Source organism: Arthrobacter glacialis, assembly GCF_002909415.1.
GTDB classification, from domain to species: Bacteria; Actinomycetota; Actinomycetes; order Actinomycetales; family Micrococcaceae; genus Specibacter; species Specibacter glacialis.
Window position 1 is genome coordinate 24,483 of record NZ_PPXB01000001.1, and the last position, 25,946, is coordinate 50,428.

The following is a 25,946-nucleotide window of genomic DNA, read 5'->3' on the forward strand; positions in this document are numbered from 1 at the left end:
AGTGATTAGCCAACGATCTTCAGCCCGGTGTTCCAGTTGAATGTCTCGAAGGCGGGGTTGGCCTGAAGGGTCATGACCAGGAACTGGAAGCCTTCCAGCTCACGTGAACGCTTCAGGGTGCCAACCACGATGGGGCGCATTCCGCCGTCGGCCACGAGGGAGGCCACGGCAGCTGTTGCCTCTTCGTTGTCGCCGGCGATGAAGCCGTCCAGAATCTGGCCTTCCGTTTCACCTGCAACCAAGGCGCCAGCAAACGTGGTGTTGAAGGCCTTGACCACGTTCCCGGGGGTCAGCGCCGCGATTTCCTCGGCAGCGGAGGTGCCGGGAGCAACAACAAGGGAATCGAAGGTCTCGAAGTTCACGGGGTTGGTGATGTCAACAACCGTCTTGCCGGCGAGGGCGTCACCGTAGGAGGAAACAATCTCCTTGGCGGCGTCAAACGGGACTGCCAGAACAACGATGTCGCCGGCCGGAGCCTGGCCCACGGTGCCGGAAGTGACGTTGGTGCCCAATTCGGCGGCCACTGCGGCGGCCTTTTCCGAGTCGCGGTTGAGAAGTTCTACGTTGCGTCCAGCAGCGAGGGCCCGGGTGGCAATGCCGCGTGCCATGTTTCCGGTACCGATGATGGTGATGGCGTTCATGATGGTCCTTGCTTTCTCAGAGAATTGCTGGAAGTCTTTTACTTGAAGCTACAACTAAATCGTAACTCTACTTAGTTGAAGTGTCAAGTAAAAATTTTGGAGGGCCCGCCAGTTGTCGGAATTATGAAAAGATGGCGCCATGACTGAGCTGGAACCGCGCTGGTTGAGCGCCGAAGAACGAGTTGCATGGTTGGCGCTGCTATCCACCACCACACTGCTGCCCGGGGTGCTCGAATCTCCGCTCCAGCAGGCGGCCAAATTATCCCTCTTTGAGTACAACGTCCTGGCCATGCTCTCCGAAGAGGCAGGGGCAACTCTGCCCATGAGTGAACTTGCCGCGCGGACCAGCGCCTCCTTGTCACGACTTTCGCACGTAGTCAAGAAGCTGCAGGGGCGCGGGTATGTGGAGCGATCCGTCCATGTGGACGATGCTCGCGTCACCGAGGTGGCCATTACCGACGTGGGCCTTGATCTCATTCGTGAGCTCGCCCCCGTGCATGTGGAATCCGTGCGAACCATGGTCTTTGACCAGTTGGATGCGAAGGACGTGGCCGATTTGGCCCGCATTGGCGCCAAGCTGGTGCGTGGCCTGGATGAATCGCACTGGACGCTGCGCACGCCGGCACCCTAGTTAAATGTGAGATTGCCCACCACACTAATAGGGCAGCAAAATGTTCCCTAATGGATTTTAATGCCGTAATGTAGCTAAGGCTTGCCTAAGAGTGGCAAGTCTTGGGTTGGGCTCACCGTTAGGAAATGCAATGGAATTTTCGCGTCGTCAGGGTTTGAAGCTGGGCCTCTTTGCCTCAGTGGCTGCATTGGGTGTGGGTCTAGCCGGCTGCTCAACGGGTGCTGCCAATGACTCTGGTTCGCAAAATTCGCAGGCCTCAGCTGACACCTTCCCCGTGACGGTCAAGCATATTTACGGCGAGACAGTCATCAAGGCTGCCCCGGTTCGCGTAGCCACGATTTCCTGGGTTAATGACGACGTTGCCATTGCGCTCGGCGTGATCCCTGTTGGTATGCCCAAGAACGATTGGGGCGGCAACGAGCAAGGCTCCACTCCGTGGAAGGACGCTGCCTTGGAAAAGGCCGGCGCGGCCATCGGCACGGAGAAGGCCCCCGTGCAGTATTCGGAAACTGATGGCATCAACTTCACTGAGATCGCCAAGACCACCCCGGACATCATCCTTGCCGCCTACTCGGGCCTGAAGCAGGAAGATTACGAGAAGCTCAGCAAGATCGCACCCGTCATCGCCTTCCCGGAGACCGCGTACGGCACGTCCTGGCAGGATTCCACCACCATGATCGGTGCTGCGCTGGGTAAGTCCGCAGCCGCCAAGGAACTCATCGCCGCCACGGAGAAGACCATCGCGGAGCAGGCGGCAAAGTACCCGCAGATCGAGGGTAAGACCTTCATCTACGGCAACCTGGACCCCGGTGCCGCCGAAGCCGTCAGCGTCTTCACCTCCGGCGACAACCGGCCCAAGTTCCTGAGCAGCATAGGCATGGTGCTGGCGCCGGTGGTGGTTGAGGCGGAAAAGAGTGCTGAAGGCTTCTACCTCCCTTGGTCTGCTGAGAAGGCTAATGATCTCGATTCGCAGATGTTTGTCAGCTGGGTGGCTGATGAGAAGGCAAAGGACGCGATCGTGAAGGATCCCCTGCTGGGCCAGATCCCCGCCGTCAAAAAGGGTGCTTTTGTGACTGACTCTGACAACACGCTCACACTGTCCATCTCCGCCTCGTCGCCGCTGAGCCTGCCGTGGACGCTGGACAAGTTCCTGCCCCTGCTCGGCGCTGCCGCGGACAAGGTCTAAGGAAACAGCCTGTGAGAAGTACGTCAGCTGTCGCGAGAGAAAGTTCGACGCCGGTCCTCGCCGTCGTTCCTTCCCTCGCGGCTGCTGGTGTGCGAGGCGGGAATATTAGGCTCAGTAATCGCCGCCGCCTCCTGTGGTTGACGGTCCTGCTCGCCGCCCTGATTCTGGTTTCCTTGCTGTCTCTGGCGGTGGGTGCGCGCAGCATTAACCTGCCCACGGTGGCTGATGCGTTGCTGAATTTTGACCCCAGCAATGGAGATCATGCCGTGGTCCGGTCCCGCATAGTGCGTACAGTCGCCGGACTTCTGGTTGGGTTGTCACTGGGCTTGGCTGGCACCTCGATGCAAGGTGTGGCACGCAACCCTCTCGCTGATCCGGGCATTCTGGGTGTGAACGCTGGCGCCTCACTGGCCGTAGTGGCTGGGATTTTCTTTTTTGGGGCAACGAGCGTCTCCAACTACCTGTGGTTCGCTTTCCTGGGCAGCGCCATTGCCGCCGTCGTGGTTTATGCTGTGGCCAGTCTGGGGCGCAGCGGTGCCACACCCGTCAAGCTCGCCTTGGCCGGTGCAGCGATGGCCGCTGGCATGGGTTCGCTGATGAGCGCCATGCTGGTCAGTAGCCAGGATTCTTTGGAGTTGTTTCGCCGTTGGCAGGTGGGGGCGCTGGCCGGCAAGTCGTGGGACGCCATCGTGGCAGTGCTGCCATTTGTGGTGGTTGGTGCCCTCGTACTGTTGGGCACCGGGAAGCTCCTGAACACCCTTGCCCTGGGTGACGACATGGCCCGCGGCCTGGGCCAGCGCCCCGGGATGGGCCGCGCAATCTCTGCCCTCGGCATTGTCCTATTGTGTGGCTCCGCCACGGCGCTGGCCGGACCCATAGCCTTTATCGGTCTGGTGGTCCCGCACCTGTTGCGCGGGCTCGTGGGGCCAGACTACCGCTGGCTGCTGCCACTGTCATTGATTGCCGCACCGGCCATCCTGTTGTTGGCAGACGTCATTGGCCGCGTCATTTTGCTTCCCGGTGAAGTCCCCGCCGGTATCCTGGCCGCCATGCTCGGAGCCCCGGTGTTCATTGCCGTGGTGCGACGCGGAAAGCAGGCGGAACTATGAGCGTCCTCCAACAACAAACCACGGGTGCCTGGGTGCGCCAACAGCGCAAAGCCCCGCGCCGGCGCAAAACAATCCTCACGGCATCCTTGAGCCTGCTGGTCTTCGCCCTGCTGGCCGTGAACATTGTGTTGGGCAGCTACACGGTCACCATCCCCGATTTCTTGGCCATGCTGGGTGGAAAAACCATACCCGGCGCAAGCTTCATCGTCATGGAGAACAAATTCCCGCAGGCAGTCCTTGGCTTGCTGGTTGGCGCCTCCTTTGGTGTGGCCGGCGCAATTTTCCAGTCCATGCTGCGCAATCCGCTGGCCAGCCCGGACATCATCGGCATCAGCTACGGTGCCAGCGCCACAGCTGTGGCCGCCGTCGTCATCTTTGGTGTGCGCGGGGCAGGTGTTTCGGTGGCGGCCATCGTCGGGGCCCTGGCTGTGGCCATGCTCATTACGGCCTTGGCGCGCGGGCGTGGCGGATCCGGGTTGATTCTCATTGGCATTGGTGCGGCGGCTTTCATGCAGTCGGCCGTCACCTTCCTGCTGTCCCGGGCGGACATCAACAATGCCCAGGAAATCATGGTGTGGCTGACAGGGTCGCTGAACTCGGCCACCTGGGAACGGGCCGCCATCTTGGCCGTGGCGCTGCTGCTGGTGCTGCCGTTCGCCGCCGCGGGCTCGCGTGAGTTGCACGGCCTGGCCCTGGGCGATGACACGGCGTCAGGTCTTGGCTTCAACGTCCCGCGCGCCCGCCTGCTACTCACCATTGTGGGAGTGCTGCTGGCCGCCTTCCCCACGGCTGCCGCCGGGCCCATAGCATTCGTGGCATTTCTGTCCGGCCCCATCGCCAAACGACTCAACGGGGGAGCGGCCAGTGTGCCCCTGTCCGCTTTGGTGGGTGCTGCCATTGTCTTGGCCGCAAATTTTGTGGGTGTTAACGCCATCCCGGGTGTCTCCCTGCCCGTGGGAGTGGTTACCGGAGCTTTGGGTGCGCCCTTCCTGCTGTGGCTGCTCATCTCATCCAACCGTGCCAACCAAGGAGGCTGAGATGAGCCATCATTTCGCAAAAACCGACGCAACCCTGTCCGCCAGCGAACTGTCATTGGGGTACGGTGAGCGGTCCATCGTGGAGAACCTTTCGGTGGAGCTGCCGGCTGGCAAGGTGAGCATCATTGTGGGTGCCAACGCCTGCGGGAAATCCACCTTGCTGCGAGGTCTGGCCAGACTGCTCAAGCCAAGTGCCGGCGTCGTGCATCTGAACGGGACGGACATCCACAAGGTCCGTGCCCGGGAATTGGCCAGGGAGCTGGGCATCTTGCCGCAAACGCCTACGGCGCCGGACGGCATCAGTGTGGCGGATCTGGTGGGTCGCGGACGCAGCCCGCACCAGGGCTGGTTCAGGCAGTGGACCCCGGCCGACGACGACGCCGTGGCGGCCGCGCTGAACGTGACGGGCACGGCAGATCTTGCCGATCGGAGCGTTGACGAACTTTCCGGCGGGCAGCGCCAGCGTGTCTGGATCGCCATGGCTCTGGCGCAGGAGACCGACGTGTTACTGCTCGATGAGCCCACCACGTACCTGGATTTGGCCCATCAGGTGGAGGTGTTGGATGTGGTCTCCGAGCTCAATGCCCGCCGCGGCATCACGGTGGCGATTGTGCTGCATGACCTAAACCTGGCTGCCCGCTACGCAGATCACCTGATCGCCATGAAAGATGGCGCCATTGTGGCGCAAGGGACACCGGCCCAGGTGTTGACGGCCGGGCTGGTGCACCACGTTTTTGGGCTGGAATCCGTGGTGGTCCCGGACCCCGTGGTGGGCACCCCCATGGTGGTCCCCATCGGCAGGCGGGCGGCGCTACTGGCTGACGCCGCAGCCAGCAAGTTATCAATCATCAGTGAGACGGAAGGCGTGCGCGCATGAGTTCGGCAATCTTGGACAAGGAAACTATCGAGGTGGATCCCATCAAGCCCATGCGCTCCTTCGAGCTGCAGGTCAGTGCCGTGCAGCGGTTGAGTGAACATTTCTGCCGCATCACCTTTGTGGGGGAGGACCTTGCCCTCTTTGGCTCCAACGCCGACGGCGCCACCTTGGACCTGCGTGTGAAGGTCATGATTCCCTCGCCCGGCCATGCGCTGCCGGAATTGAGCAACATCCGCGGCTCGTTGCAGGATGACTGGTACCAACGTTGGCTCGCCGTGGACGAGTCGCGCCGCGGTGTGATGCGCACGTATACCGTGCGCGCCCTGCGTCCGGCGGTTCCTGCGTCGGGTGTGCAGCCAGCCGTTCAGGCCGAGCTGGACATTGACTTTGTGCTGCACCTGCACGGCGGATCCGGCCCGGCGGCCGAATGGGCCGCGGCGGCGCAGCCGGGAGACCCGTTGCTGCTGGTGGGCCCGTGCGCGCGGTGGGGCGACTGCCTGGGCATTGAGTTTGCGCCCGGTGCGGCCGAACGCCTGCTGCTCGTGGGTGACGAGACGGCTGTGCCGGCCATCGCCGCCATTCTGGAAGCCCTGCCCTCCCATGTGAGCGGCCATGCGGTTCTTGAGGTGCCCACCGCCGGTGACTTCCTGGACATTTGCACCCCCTCCGGTGTGGAAGTGAGATGGCTGGCCCGGGGCGGGAACCCACACGGCGAGGCCATGTCCCAACAGGTCCGGGCCCTTGTTGCGCCAGCGGCGTGCGAGCTCGGCGAGGAACCCGAGGATGTGGACGTCGACGCCACCGTCCTCTGGGAAACCCCTGCCTCCACTACCGGGCACGGCTTGTATGCGTGGATTGCCGGGGAGGCCGCCACCATCCGGGGGCTGCGCCGCTATCTGGTGCGTGATGTTGGCATGGACAGGAACGCGGTGGCCTTCATGGGCTACTGGCGCCAGGGCCAGGCGCTTTCTTAGAATTCGTTGCGGTCAACTACTGACAGGGGCCGCGAATCGGGGCATAATTTCACTCATCCCGACCGGGTCCCCTCTCCACGGTTTCATCAAGGAGCAGCATCATGACCACACGACTTAACCCGTACTTGAACTTCCAGAACACCGCCAAGGATGCCATGGAGTTTTACCAGACGGTCTTTGGCGGGACGCTGGCATTGAGCACCTTTGGTGACTACCAGGCCACCGAGGACCCGGCGGAGAAGGACAAGATCATGCACGGCATGCTGACGGGGGACAATGACGTGATCCTCATGGGCGCCGACGTTCCCTCATACCTTGAGTTCAGCCCCAATTCCAGTGTTTCCCTCTCCGGCGACGAGGAAGCTGTGCTGCGCGGCTGGTGGGACAAGCTTGCCGACGGCGCCACGATTGCCGAGCCGCTCACCCAGGCGCCCTGGGGCGACACTTTTGGCATGTTGACCGACAAGTTCGGTGTGCCGTGGCTGGTCAACATCGAAGGCGCCCCGCAGGGCTAGTCCGCGTACGGTCATCCAGCACCGTCAACCAACGCGGCCGCGTGACGCCCTGATCCCGACGCTCGCTCATGTATGGGGTTCCTAACGCCGACGCTCGCTCACGTATGGGGCTCCTAACGCCGACGCTCGCTCAGTCAGTAACTGAGCGAGCGTTAGCTAAAAGTGCCCCTGATCTGAGCGAGCGTTGCTGGGGATTAGTCGCGGAGCTGGGTCAGGATCCGGGCCAGCTCGGCGCGGTCAGCTGCGCTGAGCTTGGCAAAATACTCCATTGACTTGTCGCGGCGTTCGGCCTGAATGCTGGCAAAAAGCTCTTTCCCCGCATCGGTTGCCACGATGAGCGTGGCACGCCTGTCCGTGGGGTCCGGATCGCGGCGGACCAGGCCCTTGGCTTCGAGCTGATCCACCACCTCGGTGGCCGATCGCGGGGCGATGCGCAGGCGCTCGGCCAGATCCTTGAGTCGGATGTCTCCGGAAGCGCAGCCAGCCTCGCCGGAAACGGCCGCAGGGGCAGGCATGTCCGGGCGGCGGCGCAGCAATGTCATCAGGGCCCGCCACTGGTGCGGGGTCAGCTCCCAGGGCGCCAATTGTTCGGCCCAGGTGCGCCGCAGCCCGCGAAACGCGCCGTGGAAGAGTTCGCCAAGGTCTGATGCGTTGTCAAGTGATGCCATGCCCACCAGCATACTAAACTTGACGACTAACCACATAGTGAGGTAACCTCGGTATTAGTTGGTGCGAGTCCCGCACCCCGCACACCATTGGAGGTGGCGCTCATGACGGAGAACATCCTCAAGCAAAAAACCAGCATCAGCCGTGACGGATCCGGCCCCGCAGATTTCAACGGCTCCGCAGACTTTAGAGGCCGCGGCCCGGCCCGCATCAATCCTGCCGACAAACAGCAAATCAAGCGCCACCCCGTGAGCCTGAAGCGCGTGGCTGCCCTGTTTGCCCCGCACAAGGCGAGAATCGTCGTCGTCGTACTTCTGATCAGCGCATCCAGCATCATCGGCCTGGCCCAGCCGTTCCTGGTCCGCGGCATCATCGACACGGCCCTGCCCGCCAAGGATGTGCCGCTGCTGGCGTGGCTGGCTGGCGCCATGATTGCCATTGCCGCGGCCACAGCCTTCATTGGCGTAGTGCAAACCTGGATGACAACATCCATGGGGCAAAAGATCATGCACACCCTGCGCACCCGGCTGTTTGCGCATCTGCAAAAACAGTCGCTGGCGTTCTTCACCCGGACCCGCAGCGGTGAAGTGCAGTCCCGGCTCAACAACGACATCTCGGGCATGCAGTCGGTCATCACCTCCACGGCAACCGGCATTGCCTCCAACGTGACAACGGCTGTTGCCACCACGGCCGCCATGATTGTTTTGTCCCCGCAGCTCTCGCTGCTGTCCCTGATCGTCATCCCGCCCGCTGTGTGGTTCTCCCGCCGGGTGGCCCTGATGCGGCGCGACATCACCTCCACCTTGCAGGCTGAGCTCGCCACCATGAACACCTACGTGGAGGAAGGGCTGAGTATCTCCGGCGTGCGCCTGGCAAAAACGCTCGGCACCTCGGATCGCGATGCGGCCCGCTACGCCGGCAGCTCTGAGCGGCTCATTGACCTGGAGCTGCGCTCGCAGCTGGCCGGGCGCTGGCGGATGGCCACCATGGGCATCATCTTCTCCGCCATTCCGGCGTTGATTTACTTTGCCGGCGGCCTGCCGGGGAACACCATGAGCATCGGCACCATTGTGGCGTTCACGGCACTGCAAGCCACCATCTTCCGCCCCATCATGGGCCTGCTCAACCTGGGCGTGCAATGGGTGAGCGCCATGGCCCTGTTCAGCCGCATCTTTGAATACCTTGACTTGGAACCGGAAATTGCTGCCCCCGCAACACCAGTGACCCTGGATCTTGCCCTGGTCCGTGGCGAGGTCCGCTTTGAAAACGTGCATTTCGCGTACGACGGCGGCCCGGATGTTCTGCGCGGAATCGATCTTTTGCTGCCAGCTGGCACCGCAACGGCCGTGGTGGGGCCCACGGGTTCGGGCAAGTCAACGCTGGGTGCGCTGGTGCCGCGGCTGCATGATGTCACAACGGGCCGGGTCACGATCGATGGGGTTGATGTGCGCCAGATTGCCCCGGATACGCTGGCCCACATCGTGGGCGTGGTGTCTCAGGAAACGTACTTGGTCCACGCCTCCATCCGCGAGAATTTGCAGCTCGCCGCACCCGCGGCCAGTGACGCCACCCTGTGGCAGGCGCTGGCCTCGGCGCAGATTGCCGATTTGGTGGCTGGTCTCCCCGAGGGCATGGACACCCTGGTGGGTGCCCGCGGCTACCGCTTCTCCGGCGGCGAGCAGCAGCGCCTAGCCATCGCACGAACCATTTTGCGCAACCCGCGTGTCTTGATCCTTGATGAAGCCACCTCCGCCTTGGACAACACCACCGAGGCTGCCGTGCAAGTGGCACTGGACCATCTGGCCGTGGGCCGGACCACGCTGACCATTGCCCACAGGCTCTCCACGGTGGAGGATGCCGATCAGCTGGCAGTGCTCTCGGGCGGCTCACTCGTGGAGGTGGGTACGCCGTCGAGCCTCCGCAACGCAGGCGGAGCCTACACTGCGCTCCTTGCGGCCGGCGATGCGGACCGGGACAGCGAGGCGCTGGAAACGGTTGCCTAAGCGCCGCTTCAGTAGCCCCGCAGCATTCATCATGGGCAGCCGGACATAGGATTAGCGTAATCAACCCTGCGCCCTGTCCGTTGCCCACAGGCTTCGCTGCACGCCGGCGTGGGACTCGGCAGCAAGGAGCAAGCGTGGAATTCACGGCACGGTATGTGGCAGTGGGCGACTCATTCACAGAAGGCCTCGGCGACACCGATCCGGCGCTGCCCAACCAGGTTCGCGGCTGGGCCGACCGGGTCGCCGAACAGTTGGCGCTGGCCCATCCGGCGGAACACTACGGCTATGCCAACCTCGCCATTCGCGGCAAGAAGATGCGCCAGATCCTCGCCGAGCAAATTGATGCCGCCGTGGCGTTGAACCCCACACTCGTCACCATCTATTCAGGAGTCAATGACATCCTGCGCCCCAAAGTGGACATTGATGCCATGATCGCCAACTACTCGGAGGGTATTGCCAAACTGGCCGCTACCGGGGCAAGGGTCCTGATCTTTACCGGTTACGACGCCAGTTCCTCCAAAGTATTTGCCAGCATTCGCGGACGCACAGCCATTTACAACGAGTTGGTGCGCGAAGTGGCTGAGAACAACGGGGCGGAACTGGTTGATTACTGGCGTTTCCGGGAGTACAACGACTGGCGCCTGTGGGGAATCGACAGGATGCACATGTCCACGCCGGGGCATATAAACATGGCCAACCGGGTGCTGGCGCAATTGGGTGAAACAGCCAATATTCCCCTGCCTGAAATGGCGCCCATTCCGATCAAGACCACAGCCGAGATGATCAGGGACAATGCCGCCTGGACCAAGGAATACGTGGGCCCATGGGTCAGCCGCCGCCTGCGCGGAGTGTCCTCGGGTGACAATCTCAACGCTCGTTGGCCAACCCTGCATTCGCCGCTGGCACAAGACTAAATTCAGCAACCACGCCATAATTTAGGCACGGCGCGGAAATCATTTCCGTGCTGGCTTCCAAGTTCCGGGGCGGGTATGGTATGCCAATTAGCCTTAATCGCCTCTAAGGAACTAGACTGGGTAGGCGCTAGGTAGCGCGGAGCGTGTGCAATTGCTCCGGTTTGCGGTGATTACCCTCCCGTTGGCCGGTAGTTAGGGGCTCAAGTTGCGTGCATTCGGGTATTCGCCGGACGGTCACCTCCTCATCATCATGTAAATGACGGTTGGGAATCATGCTGTCCAAGGGCGGACGCTGCCTACTCGCACGGTTTACACCAGTGAACCGTTCCCATTCATTTTTTAGGAGTGATCATGGCAGCTCATTGCCAGGTGACTGGAGCCGAGCCGGGCTTCGGACATAGCATTTCGCACTCGCACCGCCGCAACAAGCGTCGGTTCGATCCGAATATCCAGAAGAAGCGCTACTGGGTACCGTCCTTGCGCCGCAACGTTACGTTGCAGCTTTCCGTCAAGGGCATCAAGACCATCGACGTTCGCGGTATTGACTCCGTCGTCGCCGACATTCTCGCTCGTGGGGTGAAGCTCTAGTGGCAAAAGACAAGGACGTACGTCCGATCATCAAGCTGAAGAGCACCGCGGGTACCGGTTTCACGTACGTAACCCGCAAGAACCGTCGTAACACTCCGGACCGTTTGGTTCTGAAGAAGTACGATCCCAAGATCCGTCAGCACGTCGAATTCCGAGAGGAGCGCTAAGACTATGGCTAAGAAGTCCATGATCGCGAAGAACGAGCAGCGCAAGGTCATCGTGGAGCGTTACGCCGAAAAGCGTCTCGCCCTGAAGAAGGCCCTCGTTAACCCGGCCTCCACTCCGGAAGAGAAAGAAGCAGCCCGTTTGGGTCTGCAGAAGCTCCCCCGCAACGCCTCACCGGTACGCGTTCGTAACCGCGACGCCATCGATGGCCGTCCGCGTGGAACGCTCCAGAAGTTCGGCATCTCCCGTGTACGCTTCCGCAAGATGGCGCACGCTGGCGAACTGCCTGGTATCAAGAAGTCCAGCTGGTAACATCCAGTTGTAAAAAAGGGCGGTGACCTTACGGTCGCCGCCCTTTTTGCTGCCCTTTTTCAAGGCGTTCCGGGCCTCCCCCGAGGCTCCGTTACGCCCTTCGCCAAGCAAAAGTTGTTGGCTGAGAGCGAAAAAACCCTAGATTCCGGGGAATTTGACTGACAAATCGCTGAAGATTGGCGAAATTTACCGGAATCTCGCGGAATAACTGGTAAGTTCGCTAGCAGTGGTTGACACGCAACCGCGTGGAATTGGATTTACTTGATCGTCCAGGAGGACAAACATGGCTAAGAATCGTAGCGAACTGGTAGCTGAAGTTGCCGCAAAGGCTGAGACCAGCCAGACTGCAGTAAACGGCGTTCTGGACGCACTCTTCTCGGTATTCGAGAGCTCAGTTGCTGCTGGCGAAAAGATCACCATCCCGGGCTGGCTCTCCATCGAGCGCACCGACCGTGCAGCTCGCACCGGCCGCAACCCGCAGACCGGTGAGACCATTCAGATCGCAGCAGGCCACAGCGTCAAGCTGTCCGCCGGTTCCAAGCTGAAGGCAGCTGTCAAGAACTAGTTTCTTCGACACACCACGTGAAGGCGGCCAACATTTGTTGGCCGCCTTCACGCATTTAAAGCTCAGGTGGACGTTGTGGACATTCGCCCGTGGTGCACCTGCGGCGAATGCCCACCACGGCCCCGCAGCCCTCAAACGAACGCGGTCCGGCGGCCAGTCCTTTCCTGTGAGCTCCCTGATTCGCCCTAAGTTCACTCGGTGGCGGACAATGGAAGCGTGCCACCTGTAGATTCTTCCCCAGTCACCGCAGCCCGCCCCCTACCCCCGCTCAACGAGGGTACTTTTGCCAACGGCGTACGCAGCCGCTGGTGGTGGTTGGGGCTGGCCGCCGCAGTGGCCGGCGTCGTGGGTTCATTGCTATGGACAGGCGCCACCGCAGTGCAGCAGCTGGCCGATCCCGGCGCGTTTACCCGCTGGGGCCTGCCGCTGATTACCACCATCCACAACTTGGCGTTGTCCACGGTCATTGGTGCCCTGGTGTTCGCCGTGGTGATCCTGCCTAAGGACCGCACGCCGCACAAGCCACGCTCGGGCCAGCAAAAAGAAGACGCAGCCAAGCGTGCGCATGCTCCCGAGCACCCGGCATTCACCCGCGCCATGAAACTGGCCATGGTGGCTGGCGGGGTGTGGACCGTGTCCGCGATAGCCGTCCTGGTCCTGACGTACTCAAGCATTTCCGGTCTGCCCCTGGCCGGCACCGAGGAATACAGCAAGATGCTGGTGTTCTTCATGACAGAACTTCCCGTGGGCCAGGCCTGGCTCATGATCACCATCCTTGCCGCCGTTGTCACCACACTGGTCATTGGCCTGCGCACCATCAGCGCCCTGGCCGTGCCGCTGGTTCTGTCGCTGCTCGCCTTTGTCCCGCAGGCTTTGATTGGCCACTCCGCCTCCAGCGCCGATCACAAGGGCGCAGTGAACTCGCTGTTCCTGCACATCACCGGCGCCTCACTCTGGGTGGGCGGCATCATTGTCCTGGTGGTGGTTTCGGGCGTGCTGGGAAAAATCACCGCCCAAACCCTGCAGCGTTTCTCCGCCCTGGCCATTTTCGCCTTCGTGGCCGTGGCCGGCTCCGGCGTCATCAACGCCTCCATCCGCATCACCAGCTGGCACGACCTCTTTTACTCCTCCTACGGGCAACTGGTCCTCGCCAAATCCGCCGGCACCATTGTGCTGGGCGTGATTGGGTACATGCACCGTTCATGGATCATCCCGCGGCTGCAGGGCGGGGAGAAGAGTACAACGGCGGCAAGCACCCGCCGCCTGCTCTGGCAGTTGATCTTTGGCGAACTTTTGATCATGGGTGCCGTCAGCGGCATCGCCGTTGGTTTGAGCCGTTCGGCCCCGCCGCAGTCACGGGAATTGGCCCAGGAGGCACTCACCCCGGCCCAGATTCTCACCGGCTACCCGCTGCCGCCGGAACTTGAGTTTTCCCGCTGGTTCACCGAGTGGCGGCTGGACTGGCTGTGGGTTGGGTTCGCCGTTCTGGCGGGCGCCGCCTACCTGTCGGGGATTGTGAAGTTGCGCCGTCGCGGCGACAAATGGTCAGTGCTGCGCAGCATCTCCTGGTTTGTGGGATTGCTGGCGCTTGTCTACATCACCTCCGGCGGCCCGGCCGTGTACGGTGCAGTGCTCTTCAGCGCCCACATGGTGGAGCACATGGCCTTGATGGTCATTGCCCCGCTCTTCCTGGCCCTGGGTTCACCCGTATCTCTGGCACTGCAGGCTCTGACGCCGCGCCGGGACGGTTCGCGCGGCATCCGTGAATGGATTTTGGTGCTGGTGCATTCCACGTTCTCCAAGGTGGTCACGCACCCTTTGTTTGCTGCGGCTAACTTCTCCGGCAGTTTGGTGTTGTTTTACTACTCGCCAGCGTTCAACTTGGCTATGCGCTACCACGTGGGCCATGAGCTCATGATTGTGCACTTCACGCTCACGGGCTACATCTTCGTGCAGAGCATGATTGGTGCGGACCCGCTGCCCACCCGCGCCCCGTACCCCTTTAGACTCTTACTGCTGTTGGCCACCATGGCTTTCCATGCTTTCTTCGGTGTGTCCTTGATGATGGCCACCTCACTGCTTTCTGGGGAGTACTTTGGCAACATGGGCCGGCCCTGGGGTGACGACGCCCTAACGGACCAGCAAACAGCTGGCGGCATTGCCTGGGGTGTGGGGGAAGTGCCCACGCTGGCCATCGCCATGGGAGTGGCGTATATGTGGTCCCGCTCTGACGCGCGGGAAACAAAGCGCAAGGACAGGGCGGCCGACAGGAATAAGGACGCCGAGCTGGGCGCTTACAATGACATGTTTGCACAATTGGCGGCACGCGATGACGCCATGGGCGCATCCACCCAGGGACCTGGCCGGACACAGCGTGTGCCCAAGAACAGTTCCAACAGCAGCACCCCCAGCAGCACCCCAGTGTCAACGAGTGAGCCGGAGACCCCGGCCGGTACGCAAGGAGAAACGCCCTAGTGGATTCCGCAACGAAAACCAGCACAGTCCGGGTACGGGCATCTGAACTCGAAGGCCGCGGCTGGTTGAATACCGGCGGCGCAGAGCTGAACCTGGAAAAGCTGCGCGGCAAAATCGTCATCCTGGATTTCTGGACGTTCTGCTGCATCAACTGCCTGCACGTGCTGGACGAGCTGCGCCCCCTGGAGGAGCAGTACAAGGACGTGCTGGTCACCGTGGGCGTGCATTCGCCCAAGTTTGAGCATGAAGCGGACCCCGTGGCGCTGGCCGCGGCCGTGGAGCGCTACGACATCCACCACCCCGTGCTGGATGATCCCGAGCTGGTGACCTGGCAGGCATACTCGGCCCGTGCCTGGCCCACACTGGTTGTGGTGGACCCCGAGGGCTACATCGTGGCCCACCTGTCCGGCGAGGGCCACGCGGCAGGCTTGGAATCACTGATCCCGGAACTCATTGCCGAGCACGAGGCCAAGGGCACGCTGCACCGCGGCGACGGACCCTATGTTGCCCCCGCACCTGTTTCCCGTGACCTGCGCTTCCCCGGAAAGGTGCTGCCCCTGGGCGGGGGCACCTTCCTGGTCTCCGACACCGGCCACCACCGGCTGGTGGAAATGGCCGCTGACCTGACCACTGTGCTGCGCACCATCGGCTCCGGCACCAAGGGTTTCCTTGACGGATCGGCCGTTGACGCACAGTTTAATGAACCTCAGGGCCTGACGCTCCTGCCGGGCGAGCTGGCAGCGGCAGTGGGGTACGACGTCGTCGTGGCTGACTCGGTAAACCACCGCCTGCGCGCAATCACCCTAGCCACCGGCGAGGTCCGCACCGTTGTCGGCAACGGTGTGCAGCGGCTCCTGGAGGCTGGCCCGGCCCGCGTGAATGACGACGGCGCCAGCACTTCCGCGGCGGATCTTGGCACCACGCCGCTTGAGGTGGCATTGTCCTCACCGTGGGATGTGGCCTATTCATCGGCTTTGAAGACAGTTGTCATTGCCATGGCCGGCACGCACCAGATTTTCGGCTTTGACCCGTCTACAGGCGCCATCAGCATTGTTGCCGGCAACGGTCTGGAAGGCTTGTTGGATGGTCCGGGGGAGCAGGCCTGGTTTGCCCAGTCTTCAGGCATCACCGAGGACGCGCAGGGCAACATTTGGGTAGCCGACTCCGAAACTTCTTCCCTGCGGGTGCTGAAATTCGCCGCTGACGGCTCCGTGACAGTGGAAACGGCCATTGGTGAGGGGCTCTTCGACTTTGGCTTCCGTGACGGCGACGCCGGCCAGGCCCGCCTCCAGCATCCCCTTGGCGTGGCTGTGCTGCCCGACGGTTCGGTGGCCATTGCCGACACCTACAACGGCGCTGTGCGCCGCTACGACCCCGCCACGAAGCAGGTCAGCACGCTGGCCCGCGGCCTGGCCGAGCCCAGCGATGTGCTGCTCGATGAGAGCGGTGAGGTGCCGCTGCTCATTGTGGTCGAGGCCAACAAGCACCAGCTCATCCGCTTGCCGCTGCCCAAGAATGCGCTCCAGGTGGATGAAGGGGCAGTCCAAACGCACCGCCCCAAGACACCCCTTGCGCCCGGCGAGCTGGCGCTGACCATCCGCTTCTCCGCACCAACAGGACAGAAGCTTGATGACCGGTGGGGCGACCCCACCCAGCTGAAGGTCTCCTCCACGCCGCCGGAGCTCTTGATCAGCGGCGAGGGAACCTCCGTGGGCCTGGCGCGGACGTTGGTGTTGTCAGCCGATGTGCCCGAGGGAATTTTGCACCTTACGGCCCGCGCCGCAGCGTGCGACGGCCCCGAGGATGCCAACGGTGAGATCCCCGACCATGCCGCCTGCCACCTGTACCAGCAGGACTGGGGCATCCCCGTGGTGATGAGCGCCGACGGCTCATCCGAGTTGGCCTTGGATCTGCGCGGGCTCTAACCCCAGCAGTTCCCAGCGCCACTAAAAAAGCCTTGACAACGTAGGGGTTTCAGTTCTACGTTTATATAGTCAACTAAATGGTTGATAAACATAAAGGTTGATTATGCGGGAGTTTGACGAGCGGGACGACGCCCTGGATAAGGCGTTTCTTGCTTTGGCCGATCCGGTGCGGCGCAGAATTATTGCCCGGCTGTCCCGGGGCTCGGCCACCGTCAATGAGTTGGCGGAACCGTTCGAGATGACGAAGCAGGCCGTGTCCAGGCACATTCAGGTTTTGGAACACGCAGGCCTCATCACCCGAAGCCGGGACGGGCAACGGCGCCCCTGCCATCTGGCACCGGGGGCGTTGGAAGAACTGACTGCATGGATTGACTCATACCGGCTGGTGGCCGAGGCACAGTTTCGCCGCCTCGACTCCCTGCTGGATAACATGTCCAACAACGTGCAGAAAGAAGAACCATCATGACCACACACCATGACCTGGTTGTCACGGCCGCTCCGGATGTCCCGTTTGTGATGATGGAGCGGGAGATCGATGCCACAGTTGCCCAGGTGTACCGCGCCTACACGGAACCGGCGCTGCTGGTGCAGTGGATGGGGCCGCGAGGGATGGCAATGGATGTCACCGAACACGAAATGAGGGTTGGCGGACGCTGGGCCTTCACCCACACGGACGAGGAGGGAAACGTGTACGGCTTCCGGGGCGTGTTCCATCAGGTGCTGCCCAACGAACAAATTGTGCAGACCTTCGAGTTTGACGGCTACCCCGGCCACGTCAGCCTGGAGCGGGTCAATCTGGAAGATTTGGGTGACCGCACCCTGATCCGAACGCACTCCGTCTTCCAATCGCAGGAGGATCGGGACGGCATGGTGGCTTCCGGGATGGAACGCGGAGTCCGTGAAGGCTATGAGCGCCTGGAGGAACTGCTGGGGGTCCGCCCCACCGTTTCCTAATCGCTTAGCTGCGGGGTGACCGTCACTGTGGTCCCGGATATGGAGAGCTTGGCCGCGAAGGCAAAGTCATCGGCAACCTTAGCGGGGGCCACCAGGCCGCTAAACAAGTCCTGTTCGGTGTATTCCACTTGGGCCTTCACGTTGAGGGGGGCCATGATCCATTGGCCGCCGTAAGGTGAAATGGTAATGGCTGGGTATTCCAGGATGGACCATTCCACGGCCGAGACCACCCGGTTGTTGGTGGCTGCTGTCATGGGGCACCCCGTGGGCATGAGAACTGCTTGTTTGGCGCAGGCGTCCAAGTACTTTCGGATGGTGCCATCCACTTGGGCCAACAGATCAGTGGTGGGGCCGGTGGAAAGTCCGACGGCGGGAATCTCCTGCCCCGGGCCGCTCACCTTCCGCGTCACTGGCGCGGCGGCAAAGAGCGCGGACCTGTACTCCAGTTCGTAGCTGCCGGGATAAAACACGGCAAAAGAGTTCTTACCGTCAGGCATGTTGGCCGCAGCGCCGTTGATGCTCGCTTGGTTGGCATTGACCACCGAGACGTCAATGGTGGGCAGTGTCCCCGGAAGCATGGTCCAGCTGTCAAAGAACAGCCAATGTTTGGGCCCCTGAGTCAGTGTGAAGTCAGTCCTGAACGGGGAATTGCCCAGGGTGTAGTTCACGGTGACAATTTTTTGATTGTCAGGGCCGGGAACTGCCTCTCCAATGCTCACGCTTTTCAGGCCGGCCTGGGATTTCGCCAGCGCTTCGCCGTCGAGCGCCGCAGCGTCCGCGCTGGGAACCTTGGCCTGCAGAAGACCCAACGCTTTGGCGCCGTCGCCGTCCTTGAGGGCGTCCAAGTAATGGGCAACCGTCTTTTCCGGACCGAATTCGCGGCTGTTGACGATGGAAATGGTCACGATCGATGCGGCGATGGCAAGCATCAGCATCAGCAGCCATGCCGCCGCTATCTTGATGAGCTTTGTCCCGTCCTTCACGCGGTCAACTGTACCGGCAACGGGTACGCGGACCGGAATCGGGTGACTTGGGTATCAGCGGCGGCGTTTGCGCGGTGCCGTGCCGAAAATGTCGCGCATGAGGTTCCGGCCCAGGGATGAGCCCATGGATCGGACCATGCTCTTGAGCCCGCCGCCGAGGGCCCCGCCCAAGGCGCCGATCACGCCTGAGGCGATGTCGCCGCCGTCGTTGGTGGGAGCCGGAAGCTGGACTGGGGGAGGCGGCGGAAGGGGCGTCCCCACTGCCGGGCCTGTGGCGGGCGGGGCCGCAGCGGTGGCGGGGGCCTGCAACTTTTCGAAGGCGGAGACCGGATCAACGGCTGTCCCATAGGTGGGCAGCAGTGCCGAGGCCGCAATGACAGCCGTGACGGTGTCCGGGGAGCTGGGGCCCATGACTGAACCGGGCGCGCGCAGGCGGGTCAGCGCCACAGGCGTGGGCGCACCATTTTCATTCATGACCGTCACCACTGCCTCGCCAATGCCTGCGTTGGTGAGCACTTCCTCGAGGTCGTAACTGTTGATGGGGAAGGTGGAGACTGTTGCCTTGAGTGCCTTGGCATCCTCCGGGGTGAAGGCGCGCAGGGCGTGCTGGACTCGGTTGGCCAACTGCGCCAGGACATCGGCCGGAACATCCTTGGGCGTCTGGGTGACAAAGAAGATGCCCACGCCCTTGGAGCGAATCAGGCGCACCGTCTGGGTGATGGCGTTCAGGAACGCCTTGCTGGCGCCGTTGAACAGCAGATGAGCTTCATCGAAGAAGAACACCAGCTTGGGTTTGTCCAGATCGCCCACTTCCGGCAGGTCGCGGAACAGATCCGCCAGCATCCACATGAGGAAGGTGGAGAACAACAGCGGCTTGTCCTGGATGCTGGGCAGTTCCAGGCAGGTGATGACGCCGCGGCCGTCGGGGGCGGTGCGCAACAGCTCGGCGGTGTCGAACTCCGGCATGCCGAAAAATTCGCCCATGCCTTGGGCATCCAAGGTGATCAAGTTGCGCAAAATGACGCCAGCTGTGGCCTTGGACAAGCCGCCCAACTCTTCAAGATCGGCCTTGCCCTCATCGGAGCTCAGGAATTGGATGACGGCGCGCAGGTCCTTCAAGTCATACAGCTCAAGGCCCTTGGTGTCGGCGTAGTGGAACACCAATTGCAGGCTGGATTCCTGCGTTTCGTTCAAATCCAGCACACGGGACAGCAGGATGGGGCCAAAGGAGGTGATGGTGGCGCGCACCGGAACACCGTTGCCGTTGCCTCCCAACGCCAAGAATTCCACGGGGAACGCCTTGGACTCCCATTGCTGGCCCAGGGCCTGCGTGCGGGTGGTGAGCTTCTCGCTGCCAACGGCGGCGGTGGCCAGCCCTGTCAGATCGCCCTTGATGTCAGCCATAAACACCGGCACGCCCGCCGTGGAGAGTTGTTCGGCGATCATGTGCAAGGTGACTGTCTTGCCGGTACCCGTGGCTCCGGCCACCAGGCCGTGCCTGTTCATCATGGCCAGCGGCAAACTGATCTGCGCCTCGGGGTGGATCTCGCCGCCCACCATGGCGGCACCGAGTGCAATGGATGAGCCGGTAAACGTGTAGCCAGTCTGAAGCTGGGCAATCAACTCTGCGGGTGTCTTGGTAGCCATAGCGAAAGCGTACCGTGGCTCTCATTCCGTGGGCCGTAAATGCGCTAAATGTTGCCGGTGGCGTTCACCGAGCCGCCTGGATCAGCCCAGCAGGAACGCCACGGCGAACATGGCCGGAATGGCCAGAACTGTTGTGACCAGCACCGTGTCCTTGGCGACAGTGACGCCCACCTGATAGCGCTGGGCAGTGACGTAGACGTTCTGTGCCGCGGGAAGCGCCGCGGCCACCACTACTGCGAACAGTGCCGGACCACTCATGCCTAAGGCAAAATACGCCAGGAGGAAGGCGACGCACGGGTGGATGACAAGCTTGAAGCCTGTGGCCAGCAAGATGTCTGTCCTCCGTCCATCGCTGGCCGCCAGGGGTTTGCTGGCGCCCAGGGACATGCCGAAGGCAATCAAGATGGCCGGAATGGCCGCGCCCCCAATGAGGTGGATGGGTTCGGCCACAAGATTGGGAAGCCGCCAGCCTGTAGCCGCTAGAACAAGTCCCACAACAGTTCCCACGATCATGGGATTGCGGAAAATCTGCAGTACCACGCGTCCCGGCGTGGCACGGTGCCCACTGGTGAGGCTGTCCAGCAGCAACAAATAAAAGGGAGTGTAGAAGGCCAGTTGAAACACCAACACGGGCGCTATCAAGGCCGCGTCACCCAGGACGTAGGCCGCAATGGGGATGCCAAGGTTGGCCGCATTGGCAGTGGAGGAGGACATGGCCGCCAGCAGCGATTCGGCCAGAGAGCGTTTCAACAAAAACTTGACGATGATCATGAACGCGCCACCGGTAATCACCGCGCTGAGCGCCGCCACCAAGAGAGGTTCGGAAAATACCGTTGCCAGCTCGGCCCGGCCCAGGGTTTCAACCAGCAAGGCAGGGCTCGCCACAAAGAATGACAGCCTGCTCAGGACCAGCTGCGCGTTCTCGCCCAGAATCTTTCGCCGGCCCACAAACCAGCCCACCAGGATCACCAGCCAGACCACTGAAAAGCCCTCGATGACGGCTAGCACGGCGGCCCTGGGCTGAGACTGGTTAGTGTTGGCACCTCATCAGCCTATGCAGGGAACACGAATTGACGGAAACCATGTCATATCGTCACAATTGCGCTTTAACGGCTTGTGGGCGGTTTCAGAACCGCCCACAAGCCGTTAAAGCGCACAAAAGCGAGGAAAGTGCTATCTGGCTTGGGCCATGGCGGGGCGCAGCAGGCCCTCGGTGACGGCCTCGGCGGGGTCACTGCCCAGATGGACGATCTTGTTCTGCGCATCGACGTGCACCACTGACGGCAAAAAGTCCCGGGCCTCTGCCGTGGACATCTGCGCATAGGTCATCAAAATGACAAGGTCGCCAACGCCCACCAGGTGGGCCGCCGCACCGTTGATGCCAATGACGCCGGAGCCGCGAACACCGGCAATGGTGTACGTTTCCAGCCGGGAGCCGTTGGTGATATCCACAATGGAGACCATCTCGCCGGGCAGAATGTCAGCAGCGTCGAGAAGATCAGCATCAACCGTCACGGAGCCGACGTAGTGCAGATCGGCGTGGGTGACTGTGGCGCGATGAATCTTGGACTTAAACATGGTTCGCATCATAACGGCACAAGTCTACCGCTGTTGGGCTCTGGTTCGCTGTGAGTTTGCTTACCGATGACCTGGTCCCGTCAGCAGAACAAGCTAGCGCCGCCCCACGGGTGTGAGCTTGCGGCCCATGATGGCCTGGGTGAGGGCGTCCACCACCTCGGTATTGGCCAGCGGATTGCGGATCAGCGTGAAATCCACGTCCCCTACAGGAGGCAGGTCAAAGCGTTTGGTGATGACCTTGAGATCTTCCGGGACCAACGACGTCGGCATGACAGCAACGCCGATGCCCGCGCGCAGCGCTGCGAGGACTCCGCTGATTTGCTTGGTGGTGCAGCTGACCTGCCAGGTGCGGCCCACATTTTCCAGGGCGTCCAGGGCGAGCTTCCGGCTCAGGCTTGGTGCCGGGTAAACAATCACGGGTACCGGTGCCCCCGGTTCCAGCACGGTTTGCTCCAAGCCCACCCAGGCAAAGGTGTCTTGTTTGACCACATCACCCTCCTGCGCCCCGGACACCCACTTCACAAACACCAAATCAAGGGCACCGGCTTTCAGCCTGCGGTGCAGCTGGTCGCTCTGGCTCACCGTGAGCTCCAAATTGATGTGCGGGTACAGCTGGCGGAACTCACGCAAAATGCGGGGCAGGCCCGTGATGGCCAGGTCGTCGGCCATGCCAAAGCGCAACTTCCCGCGCATGGCGGCGCCGGAGAAATAGCCGGCGGCAACATCATGGGCGGCCAAGATGGTGCGGGCAAAGCCAGTCATGGCGTCACCATTGTCCGTCAGGCGCACTTCGCGGGTATCCCGTGACACAAGAACCCTGCCCGCGGCCAGTTCCAGCTTGCGCACGTGCTGGCTCACGGTGGGTTGGCTGATCCCCAGGCGTTCCGCGGCCCTAGTGAAATTCCGTGTTTCCGCAACGGCCAGAAAACTCTTGAGTTGAATGGGGTCAAAGGTGGGGGCATCGGCCATGGTGGAACTCCCAAGGAACTATTACGAAAATCAGAACTATTACAAAACTCAATGGTATTTATAGTCATCATATACTTTCAGCATATGTGGGAGCGGCCTAGGGTTAAAAAGGTAAATCCCCGTAAACCCCAAGTCCCAGGACCCAAGCCTTGACGCCCCCATCAGCACATCAGAATGCTGCCCTGACCGCCCCCATCAACCTCGTGACTACCCGCCCGCCGTGGAGTCAAACATTTTCATCGCTGAAAATCCGCAATTACCGTATTTTTGCATCCGCCAACCTTTTGGCAGTCATTGCCGTATGGATGCAGCGCGTGGCCCAGGACTGGATGGTGCTGGAGCTCTCTGGCTCGGTGACAGCCGTTGGCATCACAGTCTTTATGCAATTCATCCCCTCACTGCTGCTCATGCCGCTGGGCGGGATCCTGGCCGACAGGTATTCCAAACGCCTGATCCTGATCATCAGCCAAAGCGCCGCGGGCATACTGGCCACCCTCATGGCTGTCCTGGCACTGACGGGCCGCCTTGAGGTGTGGCACATTTACGTCATTGCCTTTGTTTTGGGCTTGGTGGTGGTGGCCGACCAGCCCGCCCGCCAGGTGTTTGTCAACGAACTAGTGGGCCCGCGCCAACTCCGCAACGCCATCAGCTTGAACTCTTCCATTTTCCAGATGGGCGGCATGATTGGCCCGGCCGTCAGTGGTGTCCTCATCATGGCCGTGGGCGGCGGGTGGGCCTTTGCCGTCAATGCGTTGGCGTGCGCCGTCACGGTGATCTCGCTGACCATGATCCGCACGCACGAACTGGTGAAAATGCCGCCGGTCAAACGCGGCAAGGGCCAGCTCATGGAAGGTGTCCGCTACGCCCTGCGCAAACCCACCATTGTCTTCCCAGCCGCCATGGCAGCCGTGTTTGCCGTGTTTGGCTTGAGCTTGGCCGTGTTGATGGCCGCCTATGCCAATACAGTGTTCGACGCCGGGGCCGGGGGCTACGGCCTGCTCAACACCTTGGTTGCGCTGGGTGCGCTGGGCGGAGCGCTCGCCTCCACCCGCTTTGCCACCCTGCGTCTGCGCGGGGTCATGTCCGCCGCCGGCGCCTATGGTGTGGTGTTGATGCTGGCCGCCTTTGCGCCCAGCATGGCCACGTTTGGTGCGGTCATGGTGGTGGCAGGATTCGCTTCACTGCTGTTTTTGACAAGTGCCAACCAGTTGGTTCAAATGTCCACCAACGTGCTTATTCGCGGACGCGTCATGAGCCTGTACATCATGGTGCTCATTGGCGGACAAGCCCTGGGCGGGCCGCTGATGGGATGGCTGGCCGAGCATTGGGGCGTGCAGTGGGCCATGCTGCTTGCCGGCGGCGTGACTGTGCTGGCTGCCGCGGTGATTGCGCTGGTTCTGGCCAAGCGCGGGCAGCTGGCCCTCAAAGTGAATCTGCGCAGTCCACGGCAGCTGGTGTTCATCGTGCCCAAGGCAGGCTGAGCCGTTGCTCCGGGGCAGGCGGGCGTGAGCCGGCCCGCCTGGCTGCTACTTGATGGCGCCGGCCGGGGGACCCAAAAAGCGGTGGAGTGAATCCGCCACGGCCGTCAAGTCGCGCAGCTCGCATTCCCACACCGTCATGGCCGCCCATCCGCTGGCGGCCAGCCCGGCCAGCGCCTGGCTGTCCCGCTCCACTGTTCTTGTCCGTTTGGCAGCCCAAAAGTCGGCGTTCGTTGCAGGGTTGTGCGTTCCGTTGGAGCAGCTGTGTGAGTGCCAAAAGCAGCCGTTCACAAAGACAACCCGATGCCGACCGCGAAAGACCAGATCCGGCGTGCCTGGCAGGTCCGGCGCGTGGAGCCGGTAGCGGTAACCCTCGGCGTACAGGAGCCGGCGGACCAGCATTTCGGGTTTGGTGTCCTTGCTGCGGATGCGCGACATGACCCGGTGGCGCTGTTCGGTGGTCAAACAATCAACCATGGATCAATGCTACGCGCGGATCCTGTGCATGGCGCGGAACAATGTTCGCAGGGCCGTGACGGAGCTTTTCGACGCAAACGGGACTAAAATAGGTGTACGAAAATCCTTTTTCGTTTTCCTTTGCCGGCTTTGACGCGGTCGACCCTGACCTGCCGGTGACACCATGCAAACCCCCAACAGTCCCACAGCTCCAACCGCGGCGCTGCCCCGGCGGGCAGCGCACACCAACGCCGTCGTCGCGTCATATGCCGTGCTGCTGAGAAGGGTGCGTGCCGCGGGACTCATGCGCCGGCGTCGAACATTCTATGCCGTGGTGTTTGCAGCCCTACTGCTGGTTCTTGCCGCGGCCGGCACTGGCTTTGTGCTGCTGGGTGACACATGGTTTCAACTCTTGATTGCTGCCGTCTTGGGAATCTTGTTCACCCAGTTCGCCTTTCTGGCCCATGAGGCCGCCCACCACCAGGTGTTTGCCTCGGGTTGGGCCAATGACTGGACGGCCCGGATCCTGGGGCCGTTGCTGGTGGGCATGAGCTACGCCATGTGGGTCAAAAAACACACGGCCCACCATCAGTTCCCCAACGTGGTGGGCAAGGACCCCGACATTGAGACGGGTGTGGTGGCGTTCTACGAGGAGGGTGCCGCCACTAAAAGCGGCTTTGCTGCCGTAGTCACCCGCCACCAGGGCTACCTGCTGTTTCCGCTGATCCTGTTTTTGGGTTTCAGCCTGATTCTTGACTCGGCCAAGACCTTGTTTGGCAGGCGCGGGGTCCGCTTCAGGTATGTGGAGATTGGGCTGCTGGTGCTGCGTTTTGGGCTCTACCTGGCGGCGTTGTTCGTGATGCTCCCGTGGGGCATGGCGCTGGCCTTTGTAGGCGTACAAATGGGTGTGTTTGGCTTGTACATGGGAGCGTCGTTCGCACCCAACCACAAGGGCATGCCTGTCTTGGCTGCTGGCAGTCGGACGGATTTTTTGACCCGCCAAGTGGTAACCAGCCGCAACATTCGGGGCGGCTTCTTCATGGACACGCTCATGGGCGGGCTGAACCGGCAGGTGGAGCACCACCTGTTCCCCGACATGGCCCGGCCGGAACTGCGCCGAGCCAATGCCCTGGTGTTGCAGGTGTGCCAGGAGAACAACATCCCCTTTACCGAGACCGGATTGCTGCAGTCCTACGCCATGGTGGTGGACTACCTGAACCGGGTGGGCCTGTCAGCGGTGGACCCTTTTGAATGCCCGCTCGTGCGGCGCTACAGGTGACGCCCCCGTAAAGAAACCG

The 25,946-nt window shown here is 62.0% G+C and carries 27 protein-coding genes; 19 read left to right on the forward strand and 8 right to left on the reverse strand.

Translation table 11 applies throughout. The features are described 5' to 3' along the window. Positions 1–5 precede the first annotated feature (5 nt). Positions 6–641 carry an NADPH-dependent F420 reductase gene (locus CVS28_RS00120; RefSeq protein ID WP_103463719.1) on the reverse strand — a complete coding sequence of 212 codons (636 nt, stop codon included), beginning with the start codon at positions 639–641 and terminating at the stop codon, positions 6–8. A 139-nt stretch (positions 642–780) separates the two neighbouring features. Here CVS28_RS00120 and CVS28_RS00125 point away from each other — a divergent pair, with 139 nt between their 5' ends. From CVS28_RS00125 to CVS28_RS00155, 7 genes are all read left to right on the forward strand, one after another. Then, entirely contained in the window at positions 781–1,272 is a 492-nt protein-coding gene (locus CVS28_RS00125; RefSeq protein ID WP_103480258.1) for a MarR family winged helix-turn-helix transcriptional regulator, read from the forward strand. Positions 1,273–1,402: 130 nt separating this feature from the next. Then, complete coding sequence (locus tag CVS28_RS00130) at positions 1,403–2,458, forward strand: ABC transporter substrate-binding protein (RefSeq protein ID WP_103480259.1); 1,056 nt, start codon at positions 1,403–1,405, stop codon at positions 2,456–2,458. A gap of 11 nt (positions 2,459–2,469) precedes the next feature. Continuing rightward, on the forward strand, positions 2,470–3,567 hold the full coding sequence (locus CVS28_RS00135; protein WP_103480260.1) for a FecCD family ABC transporter permease: 1,098 nt from the start codon (positions 2,470–2,472) through the stop codon (positions 3,565–3,567). Beyond that, entirely contained in the window at positions 3,564–4,604 is a 1,041-nt protein-coding gene (locus tag CVS28_RS00140) for a FecCD family ABC transporter permease (protein WP_103480261.1), read from the forward strand. The genes CVS28_RS00135 and CVS28_RS00140 overlap by 4 nt, the downstream gene beginning before the upstream one ends. Position 4,605: 1 nt before the next feature. Beyond that, positions 4,606–5,481 (forward strand): ABC transporter ATP-binding protein, encoded by an 876-nt coding sequence (locus CVS28_RS00145; RefSeq protein ID WP_103480262.1) that lies wholly within the window; start codon positions 4,606–4,608, stop codon positions 5,479–5,481. Continuing rightward, a complete protein-coding gene (locus tag CVS28_RS00150) occupies positions 5,478–6,455 on the forward strand; it encodes a siderophore-interacting protein (protein ID WP_103480263.1) in 978 nt (325 codons plus the stop codon). The genes CVS28_RS00145 and CVS28_RS00150 overlap by 4 nt, the downstream gene beginning before the upstream one ends. 101 nt (positions 6,456–6,556) lie before the next feature. After that, positions 6,557–6,970, forward strand: a complete 414-nt coding sequence (locus CVS28_RS00155; RefSeq protein WP_103480264.1) for a VOC family protein — start codon at positions 6,557–6,559, stop codon at positions 6,968–6,970. 194 nt (positions 6,971–7,164) lie between these two features. Here the strand turns inward: CVS28_RS00155 and CVS28_RS00160 are convergent, their stop codons facing one another. Further along, the gene (locus CVS28_RS00160; RefSeq protein WP_103480462.1) at positions 7,165–7,638 is read right to left on the reverse strand and encodes a MarR family winged helix-turn-helix transcriptional regulator; all 474 of its coding nucleotides are present in this window, start codon (positions 7,636–7,638) and stop codon (positions 7,165–7,167) included. A gap of 102 nt (positions 7,639–7,740) precedes the next feature. Between CVS28_RS00160 and CVS28_RS00165 the strand changes: the two genes are divergently transcribed. The 10 genes from CVS28_RS00165 (at position 7,741) to CVS28_RS00210 (ending at position 17,537) form a co-directional block, all read left to right on the forward strand. Further along, positions 7,741–9,639, forward strand: a complete 1,899-nt coding sequence (locus CVS28_RS00165) for an ABC transporter ATP-binding protein (protein ID WP_103480265.1) — start codon at positions 7,741–7,743, stop codon at positions 9,637–9,639. Positions 9,640–9,773: 134 nt separating this feature from the next. After that, complete coding sequence (locus CVS28_RS00170) at positions 9,774–10,553, forward strand: SGNH/GDSL hydrolase family protein (protein ID WP_103480266.1); 780 nt, start codon at positions 9,774–9,776, stop codon at positions 10,551–10,553. Between the two features lie 351 nt (positions 10,554–10,904). Further along, positions 10,905–11,141 (forward strand): 50S ribosomal protein L28, encoded by a 237-nt coding sequence (gene rpmB, locus CVS28_RS00175; protein ID WP_044574618.1) that lies wholly within the window; start codon positions 10,905–10,907, stop codon positions 11,139–11,141. Then, positions 11,141–11,308, forward strand: coding sequence for a 50S ribosomal protein L33 (gene rpmG / locus CVS28_RS00180; protein WP_044574616.1), 168 nt, complete (start codon positions 11,141–11,143; stop codon positions 11,306–11,308). Before rpmB ends, rpmG begins: the two co-directional genes overlap by 1 nt. A 4-nt stretch (positions 11,309–11,312) precedes the next feature. Continuing rightward, positions 11,313–11,618, forward strand: coding sequence for a 30S ribosomal protein S14 (gene rpsN / locus CVS28_RS00185; RefSeq protein WP_062007872.1), 306 nt, complete (start codon positions 11,313–11,315; stop codon positions 11,616–11,618). Positions 11,619–11,901: 283 nt separating this feature from the next. Beyond that, positions 11,902–12,183, forward strand: a complete 282-nt coding sequence (locus CVS28_RS00190) for an HU family DNA-binding protein (protein WP_062007871.1) — start codon at positions 11,902–11,904, stop codon at positions 12,181–12,183. Between the two features lie 216 nt (positions 12,184–12,399). Further along, a complete protein-coding gene (locus CVS28_RS00195; RefSeq protein ID WP_103463729.1) occupies positions 12,400–14,658 on the forward strand; it encodes a bifunctional copper resistance protein CopD/cytochrome c oxidase assembly protein in 2,259 nt (752 codons plus the stop codon). Further along, positions 14,658–16,583: an NHL domain-containing thioredoxin family protein gene (locus CVS28_RS00200; protein ID WP_103480267.1), complete on the forward strand. Its 1,926-nt coding sequence runs from the start codon at positions 14,658–14,660 to the stop codon at positions 16,581–16,583. Before CVS28_RS00195 ends, CVS28_RS00200 begins: the two co-directional genes overlap by 1 nt. A 103-nt stretch (positions 16,584–16,686) precedes the next feature. After that, on the forward strand, positions 16,687–17,049 hold the full coding sequence (locus CVS28_RS00205) for an ArsR/SmtB family transcription factor (protein WP_103463731.1): 363 nt from the start codon (positions 16,687–16,689) through the stop codon (positions 17,047–17,049). Further along, positions 17,046–17,537, forward strand: a complete 492-nt coding sequence (locus tag CVS28_RS00210) for an SRPBCC family protein (RefSeq protein WP_103480268.1) — start codon at positions 17,046–17,048, stop codon at positions 17,535–17,537. Before CVS28_RS00205 ends, CVS28_RS00210 begins: the two co-directional genes overlap by 4 nt. On the opposite strand, the gene CVS28_RS00215 is transcribed toward CVS28_RS00210, so the two are convergent. The 5 genes from CVS28_RS00215 to CVS28_RS00235 all read right to left on the reverse strand — a co-directional run bounded on the left by CVS28_RS00215 (position 17,534) and on the right by CVS28_RS00235 (position 22,714). Beyond that, positions 17,534–18,520 (reverse strand): M48 family metallopeptidase, encoded by a 987-nt coding sequence (locus CVS28_RS00215; protein ID WP_103463733.1) that lies wholly within the window; start codon positions 18,518–18,520, stop codon positions 17,534–17,536. The genes CVS28_RS00210 and CVS28_RS00215 overlap by 4 nt on opposite strands. Positions 18,521–18,574: 54 nt before the next feature. After that, on the reverse strand, positions 18,575–20,167 hold the full coding sequence (locus CVS28_RS00220) for a helicase HerA-like domain-containing protein (protein ID WP_103463734.1): 1,593 nt from the start codon (positions 20,165–20,167) through the stop codon (positions 18,575–18,577). An 81-nt stretch (positions 20,168–20,248) separates the two neighbouring features. Beyond that, complete coding sequence (locus tag CVS28_RS00225; RefSeq protein ID WP_103463735.1) at positions 20,249–21,175, reverse strand: AEC family transporter; 927 nt, start codon at positions 21,173–21,175, stop codon at positions 20,249–20,251. A gap of 165 nt (positions 21,176–21,340) precedes the next feature. Further along, entirely contained in the window at positions 21,341–21,757 is a 417-nt protein-coding gene (gene panD / locus CVS28_RS00230) for an aspartate 1-decarboxylase (RefSeq protein WP_103463736.1), read from the reverse strand. Positions 21,758–21,838: 81 nt separating this feature from the next. Beyond that, entirely contained in the window at positions 21,839–22,714 is an 876-nt protein-coding gene (locus tag CVS28_RS00235; protein WP_103463737.1) for a LysR family transcriptional regulator, read from the reverse strand. A 149-nt stretch (positions 22,715–22,863) separates the two neighbouring features. Here CVS28_RS00235 and CVS28_RS00240 point away from each other — a divergent pair, with 149 nt between their 5' ends. Further along, the gene (locus CVS28_RS00240) at positions 22,864–24,195 is read left to right on the forward strand and encodes an MFS transporter (protein WP_103463738.1); all 1,332 of its coding nucleotides are present in this window, start codon (positions 22,864–22,866) and stop codon (positions 24,193–24,195) included. A gap of 45 nt (positions 24,196–24,240) precedes the next feature. Here the strand turns inward: CVS28_RS00240 and CVS28_RS00245 are convergent, their stop codons facing one another. After that, positions 24,241–24,669: a very short patch repair endonuclease gene (locus tag CVS28_RS00245; RefSeq protein ID WP_103480269.1), complete on the reverse strand. Its 429-nt coding sequence runs from the start codon at positions 24,667–24,669 to the stop codon at positions 24,241–24,243. 163 nt (positions 24,670–24,832) lie between these two features. Here CVS28_RS00245 and CVS28_RS00250 point away from each other — a divergent pair, with 163 nt between their 5' ends. Continuing rightward, entirely contained in the window at positions 24,833–25,927 is a 1,095-nt protein-coding gene (locus tag CVS28_RS00250; protein ID WP_103480270.1) for a fatty acid desaturase family protein, read from the forward strand. The last annotated feature ends 19 nt before the right edge of the window (positions 25,928–25,946 follow it).